This is a genomic window from Celeribacter sp., from assembly GCF_048266405.1.
Lineage (GTDB): Bacteria > Pseudomonadota > Alphaproteobacteria > Rhodobacterales > Rhodobacteraceae > Celeribacter.
Genome location: NZ_JBLWZO010000004.1, coordinates 15,534 through 30,723, shown reverse-complemented (window position 1 = coordinate 30,723; position 15,190 = coordinate 15,534). Strand labels below are relative to the sequence as shown.

At 57.2% G+C, this 15,190-nt stretch carries 13 protein-coding genes and 1 tRNA gene; 4 read left to right on the top strand and 10 right to left on the bottom strand.

The genetic code is table 11. The features are described from left to right. Positions 1 to 819: a sugar phosphate isomerase/epimerase family protein gene (locus ACN0TS_RS09520; protein ID WP_417259120.1), complete on the bottom strand. Its 819-nt coding sequence runs from the start codon at positions 817 to 819 to the stop codon at positions 1 to 3. 226 nt (positions 820 to 1,045) lie between these two features. After that, positions 1,046 to 3,586, bottom strand: coding sequence for a Hint domain-containing protein (locus ACN0TS_RS09515; protein WP_417259119.1), 2,541 nt, complete (start codon positions 3,584 to 3,586; stop codon positions 1,046 to 1,048). Between the two features lie 297 nt (positions 3,587 to 3,883). On the opposite strand from ACN0TS_RS09515, the gene ACN0TS_RS09510 reads away from it, so the two are divergent. After that, positions 3,884 to 5,794, top strand: coding sequence for a Hint domain-containing protein (locus ACN0TS_RS09510; protein WP_417259118.1), 1,911 nt, complete (start codon positions 3,884 to 3,886; stop codon positions 5,792 to 5,794). Here ACN0TS_RS09510 and ACN0TS_RS09505 read toward each other — a convergent pair. From ACN0TS_RS09505 to ACN0TS_RS09475, 7 genes are all read right to left on the bottom strand, one after another. Next, positions 5,786 to 6,724 (bottom strand): AEC family transporter, encoded by a 939-nt coding sequence (locus ACN0TS_RS09505; RefSeq protein WP_417259117.1) that lies wholly within the window; start codon positions 6,722 to 6,724, stop codon positions 5,786 to 5,788. The two genes, ACN0TS_RS09510 and ACN0TS_RS09505, sit on opposite strands and share 9 nt — an antisense overlap. 1 nt (position 6,725) lies before the next feature. Further along, the gene (locus ACN0TS_RS09500) at positions 6,726 to 7,520 is read right to left on the bottom strand and encodes an MBL fold metallo-hydrolase (RefSeq protein ID WP_417259116.1); all 795 of its coding nucleotides are present in this window, start codon (positions 7,518 to 7,520) and stop codon (positions 6,726 to 6,728) included. Then, positions 7,517 to 8,308 carry a TatD family hydrolase gene (locus ACN0TS_RS09495; RefSeq protein WP_417259115.1) on the bottom strand — a complete coding sequence of 264 codons (792 nt, stop codon included), beginning with the start codon at positions 8,306 to 8,308 and terminating at the stop codon, positions 7,517 to 7,519. Before ACN0TS_RS09495 ends, ACN0TS_RS09500 begins: the two co-directional genes overlap by 4 nt. A 38-nt stretch (positions 8,309 to 8,346) precedes the next feature. After that, the gene (locus ACN0TS_RS09490) at positions 8,347 to 9,507 is read right to left on the bottom strand and encodes a DNA polymerase III subunit delta' (RefSeq protein WP_417259114.1); all 1,161 of its coding nucleotides are present in this window, start codon (positions 9,505 to 9,507) and stop codon (positions 8,347 to 8,349) included. Further along, complete coding sequence (gene tmk, locus ACN0TS_RS09485) at positions 9,504 to 10,136, bottom strand: dTMP kinase (protein WP_417259113.1); 633 nt, start codon at positions 10,134 to 10,136, stop codon at positions 9,504 to 9,506. Before tmk ends, ACN0TS_RS09490 begins: the two co-directional genes overlap by 4 nt. Before the next feature lie 6 nt (positions 10,137 to 10,142). Continuing rightward, entirely contained in the window at positions 10,143 to 11,309 is a 1,167-nt protein-coding gene (locus ACN0TS_RS09480) for a D-alanyl-D-alanine carboxypeptidase family protein (protein ID WP_417259112.1), read from the bottom strand. Positions 11,310 to 11,379: 70 nt separating this feature from the next. After that, a complete protein-coding gene (locus tag ACN0TS_RS09475) occupies positions 11,380 to 12,297 on the bottom strand; it encodes an SPOR domain-containing protein (RefSeq protein ID WP_417259111.1) in 918 nt (305 codons plus the stop codon). 267 nt (positions 12,298 to 12,564) lie between these two features. Between ACN0TS_RS09475 and ACN0TS_RS09470 the strand changes: the two genes are divergently transcribed. Together ACN0TS_RS09470 and ACN0TS_RS09465 are read left to right on the top strand one after the other, a co-directional pair. Beyond that, positions 12,565 to 12,654: transfer RNA gene (locus ACN0TS_RS09470), tRNA-Ser, on the top strand. A 147-nt stretch (positions 12,655 to 12,801) separates the two neighbouring features. Beyond that, positions 12,802 to 14,136 (top strand): DUF6538 domain-containing protein, encoded by a 1,335-nt coding sequence (locus ACN0TS_RS09465; RefSeq protein ID WP_417259110.1) that lies wholly within the window; start codon positions 12,802 to 12,804, stop codon positions 14,134 to 14,136. Positions 14,137 to 14,191: 55 nt separating this feature from the next. On the opposite strand, the gene ACN0TS_RS09460 is transcribed toward ACN0TS_RS09465, so the two are convergent. Continuing rightward, positions 14,192 to 14,458: a hypothetical protein gene (locus ACN0TS_RS09460; protein WP_417259109.1), complete on the bottom strand. Its 267-nt coding sequence runs from the start codon at positions 14,456 to 14,458 to the stop codon at positions 14,192 to 14,194. 596 nt (positions 14,459 to 15,054) lie between these two features. Between ACN0TS_RS09460 and ACN0TS_RS09455 the strand changes: the two genes are divergently transcribed. Further along, entirely contained in the window at positions 15,055 to 15,189 is a 135-nt protein-coding gene (locus ACN0TS_RS09455) for a hypothetical protein (protein WP_417259108.1), read from the top strand. Position 15,190 lies beyond the last annotated feature (1 nt).

The following is a 15,190-nucleotide window of genomic DNA, read 5'->3' as shown; positions in this document are numbered from 1 at the left end:
TCAGCGTCCCTTCACAAAGGTCTTGGCGGCGGCCACAGTGGTTTCAATCCATGGCTGTTCTTTGGCGATAGCGGCGTTTAATCCGCCGTCGTCCAACATCAGCCAATGTTCCAAAATCACGCTCATGTCGGCGGGGCAGTGGGCGAGTTGGTCGAGCGTCCATGCAATCGGCGCACGCCCCTGTCCAAGTGGCACGCCGTGGATGCGAAAGCCAACGCCGTAAGGGTCTGGGGTGATCTCGTAATCCTTCAGGTGAAGGTTGATCGTGTAGGGCGCAAGCATCGCGATGGTGTCCTCGGGCCATTCGCCCGCACAGATCGAATTGGCCACATCAAGGCAGACGCCGAGATGGTCGTCGTTCACGGCATCGAGCAGTTCGACCATACGCGGAGAGGGGTAATTGAAGTGGTTCTCGATGGCGATTTTCATGCCCTTGGCGCGGGCTTTGTCGACACGGGGGCGCAGTTGTTCGGCGAGCGTGCCTACGGGGACGTGGCTGTCGGCTTCGTCCAAGGCGACGCGCATGATTTTCGCGCCAAGCCGTTGGCCAATGTCGAGATAGCGATCCACCTCATCCGCGTCAAAACACTGGGTGCCAAGCTCTAGCGTCAGACCCTTGTCTTGGGCCTCCTCATACAGGCGATGGTGATCGGCCTCGGAGTAGAGATCAAGCGGCATGTTGTCGGCGTATTGCACCACATCGAGGCCAAGCGCCTGTGCGCGATCCAACAGGTCAAAGGCTGTGAGGGGTGTGGTGGGCACCTGATCTTTGATTCCGATGGACCACCGATAGGCGTAGCTGCCCAGTCCGAGTTTCATACCGTCTCTCCCCCAATATGCGCGCGCCGACGCGTTCCCTTGCTTTGATCCTAGCCAAGGAGGGGCCAGACTGAAACGGAAAGATGCGAGATGGCAGTGAAGAATTGCTTCACATAGGGTTTAGCTGAATTTGGGCCGTGTCGCTGGCAAACGGTGAAGACCGCGTTGGAAAAAGAAAATCCCCGCCAAGCGGCAGGGCTTTCTGTGTTTTAGATCAATGTGTTGACTAGGCAATCAACAGTTTTGCCTCATAACCTTTGAGGCATCGCCGTGCGGTTGGGTGATCGGCATAAGGCATAGCGCGTAGTTCAGGGAAGACGTGAAACAGCTCCTCGCGGGCGGCCGCTTCCACAGAGCCCAGCGTGTGCGCGGACGGGTAGAGGCTTTCGGAGGGCGCGCCCTCGGCAAAGACCACTTCGTGTCCGTCGAACATCATATGGAAATACTCCACCATGCCGCCTTCGATGCGGCGGATCGTGTCGCCATTTTCCAAATGGATCGCTGCGGTAAATACCTGTTCGGCGTCAAACAACATCTGGGCCCGCCAGTCCTGCATCAACATGCGGTGTTGTTGCGACACGATGAGTTTCTCCGTGTTCCCCAATGCGCCAGCGGCGAACTCAATCGGGGCAAATGTTCCGACAGCAGGCACTTCGCGGGAGCCGATCCACCGCAAAGGTTGTGGGCCGTGATCCATCGTCAGGATCAGATCGCCCGCTTTCAGGCTCTCGATAGGACGGGGGCCGTAAGGGGTTTCAATGCGTGTGCCGCGTCCGAAACAAATGATGGTTTCGATATTGGAGAAGTTGATGACCGTGCCATCCGACAGCGTAATCGTGCCGTTTTCCTGATCGGGGGTGGAATAGACAGCAGACCCTGGGGTGTAGAGGCCTGGCCCCAGCAGCGAGAGGTCAAGGACATCGCCCATGCCGCTGTCGTTGGTTTCCTCACCATCGATGGTAATGGGGGAGCCGCCAACCTGCGAGGGGTCGATAAAGACGGTGTCCGAGCCGTCGCCGCCCACAACCGTGTCGCCGCTCCCTGCGGTGATGATGTCATCGCCCAGACCACCGTAGAGGTTGTCGGCACCTGCGCCGCCATCAATGGTGTCGTTACCCGCGCCACCGTAAATCGTATCGTCGCCCGAGCCACCGTCGATGTTGTCTTCGCCCGTGCCGCCACCGATGGTGTCATTGCCGTCGCCACCCAAGATGGTGTCGTCGCCTGCGTCGCCGTACAGCTCGTCATCGCCGCCCGCGCCGTCGAGGTAATCGTTCCCGTCGCCACCGTAAAAGATGTTGGTATAGCCTGCGATCGGGTCAGTACTCATACCGTCAAAGCCGATCAACGTGTCGTCAAAGTCCGAGCCGATGATGCCGTCTAGGCCGCTACCTGTGTCGCCCTCAGCGTAACCACCCGAATAGGTGCCCAAGGCAAGATCGACGTTAACGCCCGCATCCGAGCCGGAATAATCGATGGTATCTTGGCCTGCGCCGCCATTGTTCTGGTCCGCGCCAACCCCACCGATGATGGTATCATCGCCGTTTCCGGCGTTGATGATGTCGTCGCCAAGGCCCGCGTCAATAATGTCGTCACCGTCGCCCGCATCGACCACATCGTCGTAATCGGGGTAGACAGCGTCAAACGCCACATCGGAGAGCCAGACCCCTTGTGTGCCTGTGCCTGTGTTGTTGTAGTCAATGACGATGGAGGCCACGGGTCCCGTGATGTTGATCAACAACGAGCCTGAGGCGTCATAAGGGTTCGAGGCGGCTGTGCCGGTCACTGTGTTGCCGGACACCGAATAGGCAGACCCCGCGTCGAAATCTACAGGGACTTCGTTGCCGAGTGCGTCATAGGCGCGAATAGTCAAAACGTCGGTAAAGGCACCGTTCACCTTGTCGAGGTCGTTGACGCGGAACGAGACATTGCGGACTTCGTCGCTCAAACCGCTAGACGGGTCTGTTGCGGAGAACGCCATGTTCATGGTTAGAGTGTCAGTGCCTGCGCCGCCTGTGCGGTTCCCGAACAAGAAGAAGCTGCTATCAGGGTCGAAGACTTCGCCTGACTCTGTGTAGACGTTGTTATCGTAGCCTCCATTCGTGGGGTCATAGGCTATCTGTCCAGGGCCTTCGTCGACTACCCCAAAGGATAGGGTCATGCCCTCAGATGTGAGCGACCCTGTGCCGCCCATGTAATTCACTTGATTGCCCAGATCGTTCCAACGGAATACGCCGCCGTTGAGGATGCCATCGTCGACTTGTTCGCCTTCGGGATCGCCCTCATAGGAGGTGTCGATGGTATCGTCGCCGCTCGTGCCGTCAATCACGCCATCTTCGTAGAAGGAGTAGATAAACCCAGGGTCATCGGTGCCGCCATCGGGAATGGAGTTGTAGGAGGTAACTGTATAGTCCGTGCCCGCGATCAGCGGGGCCTCGGACAGCATGATCCATGTCGATGAGCCGCCTGTGACGACCTCTGCGGCCACCACGTTGAACTCTTGCCCTGTGGAGGGATCGGTCAGGGTCCAACTGATCTCCGCGTCGATATCAACGCCCGAATAGGAGACCCCGCCGAGCGTAATGTCAGTCGTCGCGTTTTCACCACGGTTGTCATCGTCCAAAGCAGCGCCATCGTTGCCCGACTGGTTGTCCGTGATGACGGCCTCACCAGCATAGCTGCTCGGTCCAGTATACGTGAATACGCCCGACGAGGGGAAGTTCCCATTGGGATTATAATCGTAATACTTGATCGTGTACGTTGGCATTCGGAACCTGCAAAATTAGTTAATCGTCCACACTCTGATGGTGAGGATTTGCTCACGGCGAGTTCTATGCCGAAATGTGTTGGGAATGCGGCACTTATTCGTTCATTCGACGAAATGGCGGGAGTTTTGGAAATTTGTTTCCATTGAGGCACAGTTTTCATACCTGCGGCACTTGGGATGTCTGTCCACAACCGGAAAATTTGAGTTGTATTTTAGGGAATTAGGCCACCTCATATACGCTTTGTTTGTGAAATCTCTTTAGGGTCAACGACAGATTACAGAGTGAATTCTAGTCCAATGGCCACATATACCCTCCACGGTTACGCGACATCTCAGGTGTCAACGACGTCTGGAAATCTGTCGGCCGGTTTTGGAGATATTTGGCGGCTTGATCCGCTCTGGGACAACTCCGAAGACCATCTCACATATACAATCACTGATGATGATTCCGCGTTTAACGGCGATAGTAATACGGACGAAAGCGGCAATGATGCCTCACAAAGTGTCGTCGTCACGAATGCTGATGGCAACACAGTCGCCACGGGGCAGATATACCTTGAAAGCCATTTTACGCTAAGCGATGGCGATGGCCACCTTGTTGAGGTTTATACCGTTGAGATCAACGGGTGGGAAATCGGCATCGTGACCGTTCCCGAAATGGTGCCGGGTGTCGCTTATGAGATTACAGGAATCGAAAACGTCATTGACACAAATGCGCCCGATTACGCATCGCTAGCGTGGCCGACTTACGATCCCGACCTCGCACAGACCTATAACGGGGGCGCGTTCGATGACGAAATCGTCGCGGGCGATGGCGACGATACGGTTTCCGGCGGTGCGGGTGACGATACGATCTACGGTGGCGACGGCGAAGATACCTTGTCGGGTGGCGCGGGCACCGACAGCCTCTCGGGCGGCAGTGGCAATGACACCTTTATGGTCGTTGAAACAGATGAGGTCACCAATCTCTATGGGGATGGTTGGTGGGATATCGCCAATTTCAAGGAGGATGAAACCTCGTCGGGTGTGGATATCACCTATACTGGTGCGACATCGTTCACCTATGAGTATAATGCTACAGCGGCGAATGGCACAGCTGAGAGTATCGAGCAGATCGATGGGACCTATGGCGCTGATATAATCGATGCCACCGCGAATACGCATGACTCTATCTACAGCACTCTGGATGGAGACGATGTGGTGTTGGGCGGGAGCGGTGACGAGGATATCTATACAGGCGATGGTGACGACGCCATCACGGGAGGAGCTGGGGACGACACGATTGAAACCGGCGATGGGCAAGACTCATTGGTGCTCGGTGACGGCTTCGGCCACGATACCATCACCGATTTCGATCTCTCCGATAGCGACGGTGACGGGTTCACCGACGATCAATTTGATGTCTCCTCTCTCACGGATGCAGATGGAAATCCCGTTGATACGAGGGATGTAAGTGTCAGCGAGGATGGCGAAGGCAATGCGGTGCTTACCTTTCCAAATGGTGAGAGTATCACCCTTGAGGGCGTGACGCCGTCACAGGTGGATAGTGCCTCGGAACTACACGCGATGGGCATCCCCTGTTTCGTGTCTGGCACACGGATCATGACACTTTCGGGCGAGCGCTTGATCGAGGACTTGCAGTGTGGCGATGTGGTGAGCACCCTCACAGCGGGACCACAGCCGATCCTCTGGGCGGGGCGCACCACGGTGACCCGTGCGCGACTTGCGTTGCAGCCCGAGTTATCGCCCATCCGTATCCGTGCAGGGACCATCGGGAACACGGGCGACCTTTGGGTTTCGCCACAACATGGGCTCGCGTTACCGGACCATTCGCATCACGCGGAGGCCCGCGTTTTGGTTCGCGCTAGGCATCTGTTGGAATACGGAGATGGGCGCGTGCGTCGTGCGCAGGGGTGTCGCGATGTGACCTATCATCACTTGCTCCTGCCTCAACACGCGCTGATCCTGGCAAATGGATGTGCGTCGGAAAGCCTGTTTCCGGGACGGTATGCCCTGTCCGGTTTTGATCGTGCGGCAAAGGCCGAATTGTTCGACCTTTTCCCTGCGCTCGAAACGATTTTGATGACGGGTGCTCCAACGACCTCAGCCGTGCGCATGTATGGCGAGACCGTTCTGCGCTTTGCTAAGGGGCGTGATTTGAGGGCAGGGCATGTGCGCTTGCCGGCGCGAGGCGGGTCGCTAGGGTAAAATTGCGAGCCAGACCCATGATGTGACCACAGTGAGGGCGGTAGCGAGCAGGACCGACGTGGCGGCCACACGTTTCGCTGATCCATACATGTTGGCGAACAGGTAGGCGTTGACCCCGGGGGCCATTGCGGCGGTGATTGTTGCTGACCGCAACGCGCCGGTTTCCAAGTGGAAAACGAAATGTGCCAACACATACGTGACGAAGGGATGCACCATCAGTGAGGCGGTTATAGCCCACAGGATCATTCGCATGTCCCCCTCAGGCTTGTAACGCACCAGAACACCGCCCAAGCCGAACAGGGCAGCGGGAATGGCGGCCCCTTTCATCATGTTGACCGCATCCCACGCGAATTGCGGCAATTCGATTTGGCCAATGTTGACGATCCACCCCGCAGCGATCCCCAAGACAAGCGGATTGCGCAGCACGGAGCGGGCAATCTGGCGCATCAGTTTGGCGGGCGACAGGCCGAGCCCTTGGGCTTTGGCGTATTCCATGAGGGCAATCCCCACCGAATAGATGATTGGCGCGTGGATGGAGAGAATCGCAAAGTTCCCGCCCAAGGCTTCTGTCCCGTAGGCGCGCTCGGTAATCGGGATGCCCAGTAGCAAAGAGTTTGAAAACAGGCCGACAAATCCGATGGCTATGCAATCGGTCAAGCTCCGCTTGAACAGATACCGCGCGCCGAAAAAGGCAAAGGCCCCACCCGAAAAGGCTCCCACGTAGAAGGACAACAACAGCGGCGCGTGAAAGTTCTGGCCAAGATCGATCTGCGAGATGCCCGAGAACAGCAAGAGCGGCACGGCAAAGTTCTGAGCAAAGGTCATCACCCCGTCGATGGTGGTCTCAGAGACCCATTTGCGCCATGCGGCGAGGTAGCCATATCCGACAATGAGAAAGACGGGCAGAACAACGTCGAAGAGAGCTTGCATATCAGTCTCCGAACACGATGGTCATGCCATCATAGGCAGGGCGCACGTGATCGGGAGTTTGTGCCGCCACGGTCTCGTAATCAATGTCGATATGCATATTAGTCAGCACCGCCGATGTGGGGGCGAGGCGGTCAATCCATTCCAATGTGCGTTCGAGATGGGCGTGCGAGGGGTGTGGCTTGTATCGCAATGCGTCGATGACGAAGTGGTTCAATCCTTCGAGTAGGGGAAAGCTGTCTTCGTAAATCTCAGATACATCAGGTATATAAGCCAGATCGCCAATGCGAAACCCGAGGGCGCCAATGCGTCCATGTTGCACGGGGATCGGCGTCAACGTAATCGCGCCCCCGGGGCCATCGACAGTGATCGGTCCGTTGATGGTGTGCAGGTCCAGAATTGGCGGGTAATCCGAACCGTGCGGTTGGACAAAGGCATAGGCAAAGCGCGAGATCAGATCGTTTTCGGTTTCACTATCGGCCCAGACCTTGATCCGTTCTTTCATCAGAAACACGACTTGGCGCAGGTCATCCAATCCGTGGACATGGTCGGCGTGCGGATGGGTGTAAATCACCCCATCAAGACGTGTCACCTGCGCCCGAACAAGTTGCTCGCGCATGTCGGGAGAGGTGTCGATCAGCACGGTTGTGGTGCCATTTGGGCCCTCGCGCTCAACCAGAGCGGAGCAGCGTTGCCGACGGTTCTTCGGGTTGTTCGGGTCGCACTCGCCCCATAGCCCGCCAATGCGCGGCACGCCACCCGACGAGCCGCAGCCCAATATGGTAAATCGCAGGCTCATAGGCGGGCCTTTGTGAACAGGCGGTCAAAGTTTGCTTCAGTCTGTGCGGCCAGTTCGGCCACATCCATGTCGAATGTTTCCGCGGCTTTGGCGGCGGTGAGTGCGACATAGGATGGCTCGTTGCGACGTCCGCGATGGGGCGGAGGGGCTAGATAGGGGCTGTCGGTTTCCACCAAAATGCGATCGCGCGGCACGGAGCGGAAAATCTCCCGCAACTCTTCGGATTTGGGGAAGGCGGTGATACCCGACATCGACAGGTAGAACCCCAAATCAAGAGCGGCCAGACCAAGCTCGCGCGACGATGAAAAACAATGCATGACGCAGGAATACGCGCCCGATTTATGCTCCTCGGTCAAAATCCGCGCCATGTCGTCATCGGCGGCGCGGGCGTGAATGATGAGCGGCAGACCTGTTTGACGTGCGGCCTCAATATGAAGCCTTAGGCTGTCTTGCTGCTTTTGCGCGCTCTCGGCGGTGTAGTGGTAATCCAGACCCGTCTCGCCAATGCCGACAAATTTGGGATGCTCGGCCAAGGCGACAAGCTCGTCCACAGTTGCCATAGGTTCCTCGGCCACTGACATCGGATGGGTGCCTGCGGCCCAGAATACGGGTGCGTAGCTCTCGGAAATTTTGCGCACTTGGTCCACGTTCTTGAGCTTGGTGCAGATCGTCACCATCCGTTTGACGCCCGCGTTCAAGGCGCGTTGCACAACCGCATCACGCTCGGTGTCGAAATCAGGAAAGTCGAGGTGGCAATGGCTGTCGGTGAGGGTCGGAAGCGTGGTCATGGAGCGCCTGTCGGTCTTGGGCCTCTCCGAATGCGCCCTTAGCGGGCGGCGACACGTGAGGCCGTGTCGTTGATCTCGAATATCATATCAAGGATCAGCGCGGCGGGGTCAAGGTTGACCGCCCTTGCATGGGCTGCACGCGCCGATAAGGTCTGTTGCAAAGTTGCCCATGCTTTGGCCGCTTGCCCCTCAGGGGCCAGTCGCGCCATCAATTTCGCCTCACCGTCTGCTGCTTCGACAAGCGGAGGGCGGCCTGCGCCCGTGCGGGCCAAGCGGATGAGAAAGCGGTCGATCAACCCGACGACCAACTCATAGCGCGTGACATTGGCGGCCCCGACGCAGCTTTCAGCCAGTTTGAGCGCACGCGGGCGGTCAAACTGTGGCATCTTTGAAAACAAGGCCACGATTTCGGTGTAGGCCTCAATCCCGTCTTGGTTTGTCAAACGCAACGCCTCTCCCACAGAACCACCTGCCAACTCGGCAAGCGCATCACTGCGATCTGCGGCATCAAACCCCGCCGCGTCAAGGGCTTGCGCGAGATTTTCAGGATCAAGCGGGCCAAGGCGAAGGGCGCGACAACGGCTTCGGATGGTGGGTAGAAGGCGCGATGGCTGATGTGATACGAGCAACAAAAAGGCGTTCTTTGGCGGCTCTTCAAGTGTCTTGAGCAGCGCGTTGGCTGCGGAGACGTTCATTTCGTCGGCTGCGTCCACGATCACCACACGGCGTCCGCCATCGGTGGCTGACATGTGGAAGAACGCATTGAGCTTGCGCACGTCTTCGACGGAAATTTGCGCGGCGTGTTTGCCCTTTTTGACGTCCCATGCGCGACGGATCAGACACAGACGTGGTTCAGCCAACTGCGCAGTGCGGCGATATACGGGCGTGTCGTGGTTGATTTCCAATGTGTCGGCATCGGGCAGGGCAATCGCATCGCCAAACATGCCCCCCGCGTCGTGATCCTCAAGGGGGCGATCCAATAAGAACCGCGCAATGCGCCAAGCCAATGTGGCCTTGCCGACGCCCTTGGGGCCTGTGATGAGCCACGCATGATGGAGGCGGTCTGCGTTGAACGCGTCGAGAAAATCGGCCTCTGCCTGTGCCTGACCAAAAAGTGTCAGCGTCTCGCGCGGATGAGGGACGCCTTCGATACGGTCGGCCTCGGGGGGCAGCTCCATCTCACCTGCGGGCGCTCTCATGTGGCGGCTCCACCGTAATGGGATGCAAGACGCGCGGTCACGGTTTCGGCCACATCCACGGCAATCGCGTCGATTTCGCGGCTTGCGTCGATGACGGCAAAACGGCTGTGCGCCTTGGCGAGGTCGAGAAAGGCTGCACGCACTTTGATCTGGAAATCCGCCCCGAAATCTTCGAACCGTTCTTCGGCGGTCTGGCGGGCTTTGGCGCGAGACAGACCCACAGTCGGGTCCATGTCGAATAGCAATGTCAGATCCGGTTCGACCCCGATCATTTCATCGTGCAGACGATTTACTTTGCCTTGTAGATCGCCACGAGTGACGCCCTGAAACACGCGGGTGCTATCGGCAAAGCGGTCACAGATCACAACCTTTCCTGCCTGCAATGCGGGGCGAATGGTCTTTTCAAGGTGATCGCGCCGCGCCGCTGTGAACAGCAAAATTTCGGTCTCCGCCGACCACCGATCCGGATCACCCTCAAGCACAAGCGCACGGATTTCTTCCGCGCCTTTGGAGCCTCCGGGTTCGCGGGTCAACACGACCTCGCGGCCCTGTGCCTCAAGCGTTTGCGCCAAGAGGCGGGCCTGCGTGGATTTTCCCGACCCGTCGATGCCTTCAAGAGTGATGAACATAAGGAGTTATTGCACGGCCAGATCGGCCTGTCCTTGGAGTTTGCGACGCAGCACAGTGGCGGCGGTGCGCAGACGTGGGCCAATTCCGCCGCGTTCAATGGTGCGGTCTGCCACGAGCGGGAAACGGGCTTCGGGCAAATCGTTACGTGCGACGACCAGTTCGGCCAACATGTCGCCTTGCTCAAAAGGTGCCTCGATAGGCCCAGTGTAAACTACCTGAGCGGTTAATCCATCAAGCTGTGTTCCGGGAAGGAGCAGCGACAGGTCGTCGGAGGCGACCAGTCCCACCTCGGTTTCGCTCCCCAACCAGACGGGCGCACGAGCAAATTCATGCCCTTCATCGGCTATGGATTTTTCGACGAATTGGCGAAAGGCCCAGTTAACGATCCGTTCCGCCTCTTGGGCGCGTTCGGCTTCGGAGCTCAGTCCTGTGATGACAAAGACGATGCGGCGGGTGCCTTGGGTAGCGGAGCCGACGAGACCGTAGCCGGCCTCTTGGGTGTGGCCGGTTTTAAGGCCGTCAGCGCCAATGCCCAGTTTGAGCAAGGGGTTGCGGTTGTGGCGATTTTGCGGGGCACGGTTGTCATAGGGGAATTCGAGCTGGCCGAAGTAGCCATAGTATTCGGGGAACTCGGTGATGAGACGCGTGGCCAACAGACCGAGGTCTTCCATCGACATGCGTTGTCCGGGGTTGGGCCAACCGCTTGAATTGGCAAAGGTCGAATTTTCCATGCCGATTTCGCGTGCGCGTTCGTTCATCAAGCGGGCAAAGTTGTCTTCTGTCCCTGCCAAGCCTTCGGCCACGGCAACACAGGCGTCATTGCCAGACAGCACGATAATGCCTTGGATCAACTCCTCGACCGTCGGGCGGTCGGTTTCGTTGAGGAACATGGTGGAGCCGCCCATTTGCTTGGCCCGTGTCGAGACGGAGAATTGCGTGTCGAGGGTCACGCGCCCGTCGCGCAGGGCCTCAAACAGCATGTTGATCGTCATCAGTTTTGACATCGACGCAGGAGGCAGCGGCGTTTGCGCCTCTTTGGACATCAACACGGTCTGCGTTGACAGATCATAAACCCATGCCGCACGGGCGCGGGTTTCAAACGCGGCAGCAGGCAACGCGAGGGTCAGCGCCAAGAAGATCAGACTGGAAAGGCGGGCGAATGTGCGCAACATCAGGCGGGGGTCCTTTGCTTGGCCGTAAGGGCAGGGAGGGGCAGCCCGAAGGCCGCACCCGTTCCTGTATTTAATGCGTGACTGCGTAGGCGTCTGTGAAGCCTGCTTTCTTCACATTTGCGAGAAGCGTTTTGCGCTCTGACGCATTCGTGGCAGGTCCGACAACTACGCGCCAGAAGGTTTTTCCCGCGCTTTCGCCTGTTTTAATCGTTCCGATCAGCCCTTGGCTCGCGAGCATTTCCTTGGTCCGGTTGGCATTGGCCTGTACCGAGAAAATCCCGATTTGAATGAATGGCTTGTCAAGCGATGAGGCCGCTTTCGGAGCTGCGGCGGGCTTGGGCGTCGGTGCCTTTTGGGCCGCAATCGGTGTCGACGCCGGCGTGTCGAGTGCATCGAGCGCTGCGGCAGCGTCGGCAATCGGGTCAAGCGGCGTGGCTGCAATCTCTTCGGGCGCGTCAATCGTATCGACCTGTGGCGCGGCGTTCTCTACGGGGACTTCTTCGCGGCGCAGGGCGGTGACGTTCAGTTCAACGGGGGAGCCTGCCAAAAGGCCAAGGGCTTCTGCCGCGTCGGAGGAGACCTGAATTTCAGGGCCAGGGGACGTCGCTTCACGCTTGAATAGCGCACCGATGACGAATTTGCCGTTCTTGGTGTTGCGGATGATGACGCGTTCGGGGTCTTTGACATCCGAGTGAGCCACCCAAACACCGCCCAGAGACGGGCGACCATCCCAAAGCCCCTTGTCGGTGACTTGGAAAACATCAGGAGCCTCGACGTCGCGCTCGACCAGTTTGGCCGAGGTCGCCGCCGCAGGGGTCGAACTGCCATCTTCGGAGGCTTTAGGTTTCATATTGTCGAAAAAGCCGGACATTTTTCCGTCTTCACAGCCCGTCAATGCGAGGGTTCCTGCAAACAAAAGGGCGATATTGCGCGCCTGTCTCTTTTTGCTCCCTACGGTTGTGCCCATCACTCCACCCGAATGTACCATGTGAGATTGCCCCTTGATCTCTCGTCGCGCGTTTGGCGCTGTGTGTCTGCTCATTGCCGTTCGGATCAGGTCTGCTTGGCGCATTCCACGTCCAAATCTGGCTTTGGCCGCAGTCTAACCATATGGTGGGGCTGTGGAAAGCCCCGCATATTGGAATGCGCGAATTTCAGCATGCACGGATTTCCGCGGTGCGAAACAAGGAGTTTGGGTCTTGGTGCAAGATGGGCTTTTAGAATCGCAACGAGGTCGCTAAACCCTGTCGCTGTCGGAGGCTTGGCAGAGTGGTCGAATGCACCGGTCTTGAAAACCGACGGGCGTGAAAGCGTCCCCAGGGTTCGAATCCCTGAGCCTCCGCCATTCAATCTTTGGGCGACATTATTTTTATTTCATCATATCAAGTTGTTAGCTTGGATACTTCCTCGATGGAGCCATCTGACTCCTTGATTTGCTACCCATTTTGCTCCACATTTTGCACCACACAGCGATGTTGTGAGGGATGTTGGCATGTCAAAACCTGTTCTGCGCGGCAAAACTTGGTATCTCAAGCGCCGGGTGCCCAAACGCTATGCTTCGGTCGAGCCTCGGTCCGTGGTTTGGGCGAGCCTTAAAACCGATTCCTACAGTGTAGCGGAGCAGAAATCAGCGGGTGTATGGGCCTCTTTCATTCAAGGCTGGGAAGCTCTGCTGGCCGGCAGGGACGGAAACGCGACTGAAAAATTCCGAGCGGCGCAACAGCTGGCGGATATTCGAGGATTTCCGTTTCTATCCATCGATCAGGTGGAGCGGGCTCCTTTGGAGGATGTCTTACAGCGTGTTGAAGCAACGCGCGGAGCAGATGGTGCTCCTGATGAAGTGATGGCCGCTGCGCTGCTTGGGACGGCCGAGGTGCCAAAGCTGCGGTTGTCGGGCCTCGTTGACCACATTGAACAGCTGTCTGCTTATGACAACCGTTACAAAAGTAGTGAGCAGATGCGCCTGTGGCGATCACCGCGCATGCGGGCAGTCAACAATCTGATTTCCGCTCTTGGTCGTGATCTGCCTGTGATTGAAGTCAGAAGCGCCGAAGCGCGCAAACACAAAAGATGGTGGCAAACACGGCGTGCCAAGGAGGGCCAGTCGGCTGAGACTGCAAACAAAGATTTCGCCTATATGGCCGGCATGCTGACCCGTTTCTATGAAGACCTCGAATATGAGGATCCGCCGCGCCCATATGCGAGAATTGCCATTCGTGATCGCCATGAAGAACCTGGGAAGAAACGCGAGGTGCCAGTGGATTGGATCATTGAAAAATGGTTTGCACCAGATGCACTTGCAGGTCTGAATAATGAAGCACGCGACATTTTGCTGATCTCCATCGAAACAGGGTGCCGCCAAAACGAGATTTATAATCTGCCGGCCTCTGCCATCTGTCTTGAAGATCCTATCCCGCATTTGCACATTGCACATGAGGACTCTGAGAACCCGGAAGAACGACGCGAGGTCAAAAACCTGCCATCGCATCGGGAGATCCCGCTGGTCGGAGTTGCTCTAGCCGCCGCCAAACGACATCCAGACGGCTTCCCGAGATACCGAAATAAGAGCAGCTATAGCGCATTGGTCAACAAATACCTGCGGAACAACGGGTTGTTGCCAGAAGGGGTCACCATCGGCGGGACGCGGCATAGTTGGGAAGGCCGCATGAAACGTGCGGGCTATGAAATGGATGACCGCGGCGAATTGATGGGACATTCGCTAAAAGCGCGCCGCGGGCGTGAGGTCTACGGGGATGGGATGACATTGTGCGACCGCCTTCAAATCGCGCAAAAACTTATGCTGCCCGTCCCTGAGCACTTGAAGTAAGGCGCTCCCCAAAGCGAACACCGATTTGCGCTCTCTACACGCGAGAACAAAAGAACTACGGTGACGGAGACGCGATCTCGTGGCGATCTGGCATTCTGCGAGGCGTTTCAACGCCAATGTCGGACCAACGGTCCTGCCCCAAACGCTGGCGCACGATCGCATGGGCGCGAGAGAGTGTGTCCTGCTTTTTTACCAGTGTTTCACGCTCTGCAAGCAGGCGTTCGAAGAGCGGCAGGTAGCGGTCGTCTCCGACAACCAATTGCGCGACATCGGCAATCGCCACATCGAGACGCTCAAGTGTAATTGCCTGCTCTTTGCGCATCACACCACGCCCCCTTTATGGAGGTTCCCGCTAAGGGGGCGGAAGTTTATGATGAAGTGCGCGGACATCGATGTTTTGTTCAGCTCGTCAGTTTGATTTCGTCATGAAACCATGATCCGCGTTTGCGATGTAAAGACCTATAGAAATGCGATCTGACGCGCGTCCTTTATGTGGATAACTCGCGTTTCAGGCTGTTTTGAGGTGGTTCTTGATGGTGGGGTCACAAGAGCCACGCCGCGTTAGGAAAATCTTTTTCCTAGATTTATGCGAACGCGCATTTCTCATCGTAGGCCGCAATTCTGTTTCGAAATCAGGTGAAATCGAATGTTCGCTTTTCCCAGAATTTTTTTAAGCAAAGAGAGCACTTTGTTATTAACATGCCTTGACCCGCCCTCGCACAATCCCCATATTTTGAGGCATGATGATGAAAAGCACGATCCACACCATACGCTGATCCGTTGATCAGCACTGCTTCCAACAACGGGAGTCAGCACAGGTGTGCGGTCGGGTCTTATACCCCCGAGAATTGGCGCCAGATGAGCGCGGACGGCCGAGTTCGATACTCGGGACTCCTACCAACATTAGGGGATGTCATCATGACGACTTCAAACAATACAACGCGTTCCGAACGCGACCTTTCTCTTCTGGCCATTGCCGCAGCGAACATGATCGTTCTGGCTGACGACCTGCTCGGCATCTTGTCCGATATTCTGTCGCTTTTTATGGGGTAGC

Excerpts from the sequence above, each read along its gene's own strand:
- ACN0TS_RS09520 (WP_417259120.1), bottom strand. The coding sequence starts at position 819 with ATGAAACTCGGACTGGGCAGCTACGCCTATCGGTGGTCCATCGGAATC.
- ACN0TS_RS09515 (WP_417259119.1), bottom strand. The coding sequence starts at position 3,586 with ATGCCAACGTACACGATCAAGTATTACGATTATAATCCCAATGGGAAC.
- ACN0TS_RS09510 (WP_417259118.1), top strand. The coding sequence starts at position 3,884 with ATGGCCACATATACCCTCCACGGTTACGCGACATCTCAGGTGTCAACG.
- ACN0TS_RS09505 (WP_417259117.1), bottom strand. The coding sequence starts at position 6,724 with ATGCAAGCTCTCTTCGACGTTGTTCTGCCCGTCTTTCTCATTGTCGGA.
- ACN0TS_RS09500 (WP_417259116.1), bottom strand. The coding sequence starts at position 7,520 with ATGAGCCTGCGATTTACCATATTGGGCTGCGGCTCGTCGGGTGGCGTG.
- ACN0TS_RS09495 (WP_417259115.1), bottom strand. The coding sequence starts at position 8,308 with ATGACCACGCTTCCGACCCTCACCGACAGCCATTGCCACCTCGACTTT.
- ACN0TS_RS09490 (WP_417259114.1), bottom strand. The coding sequence starts at position 9,507 with ATGAGAGCGCCCGCAGGTGAGATGGAGCTGCCCCCCGAGGCCGACCGT.
- tmk (WP_417259113.1), bottom strand. The coding sequence starts at position 10,136 with ATGTTCATCACTCTTGAAGGCATCGACGGGTCGGGAAAATCCACGCAG.
- ACN0TS_RS09480 (WP_417259112.1), bottom strand. The coding sequence starts at position 11,309 with ATGTTGCGCACATTCGCCCGCCTTTCCAGTCTGATCTTCTTGGCGCTG.
- ACN0TS_RS09475 (WP_417259111.1), bottom strand. The coding sequence starts at position 12,297 with ATGGTACATTCGGGTGGAGTGATGGGCACAACCGTAGGGAGCAAAAAG.
- ACN0TS_RS09465 (WP_417259110.1), top strand. The coding sequence starts at position 12,802 with ATGTCAAAACCTGTTCTGCGCGGCAAAACTTGGTATCTCAAGCGCCGG.
- ACN0TS_RS09460 (WP_417259109.1), bottom strand. The coding sequence starts at position 14,458 with ATGCGCAAAGAGCAGGCAATTACACTTGAGCGTCTCGATGTGGCGATT.
- ACN0TS_RS09455 (WP_417259108.1), top strand. The coding sequence starts at position 15,055 with ATGACGACTTCAAACAATACAACGCGTTCCGAACGCGACCTTTCTCTT.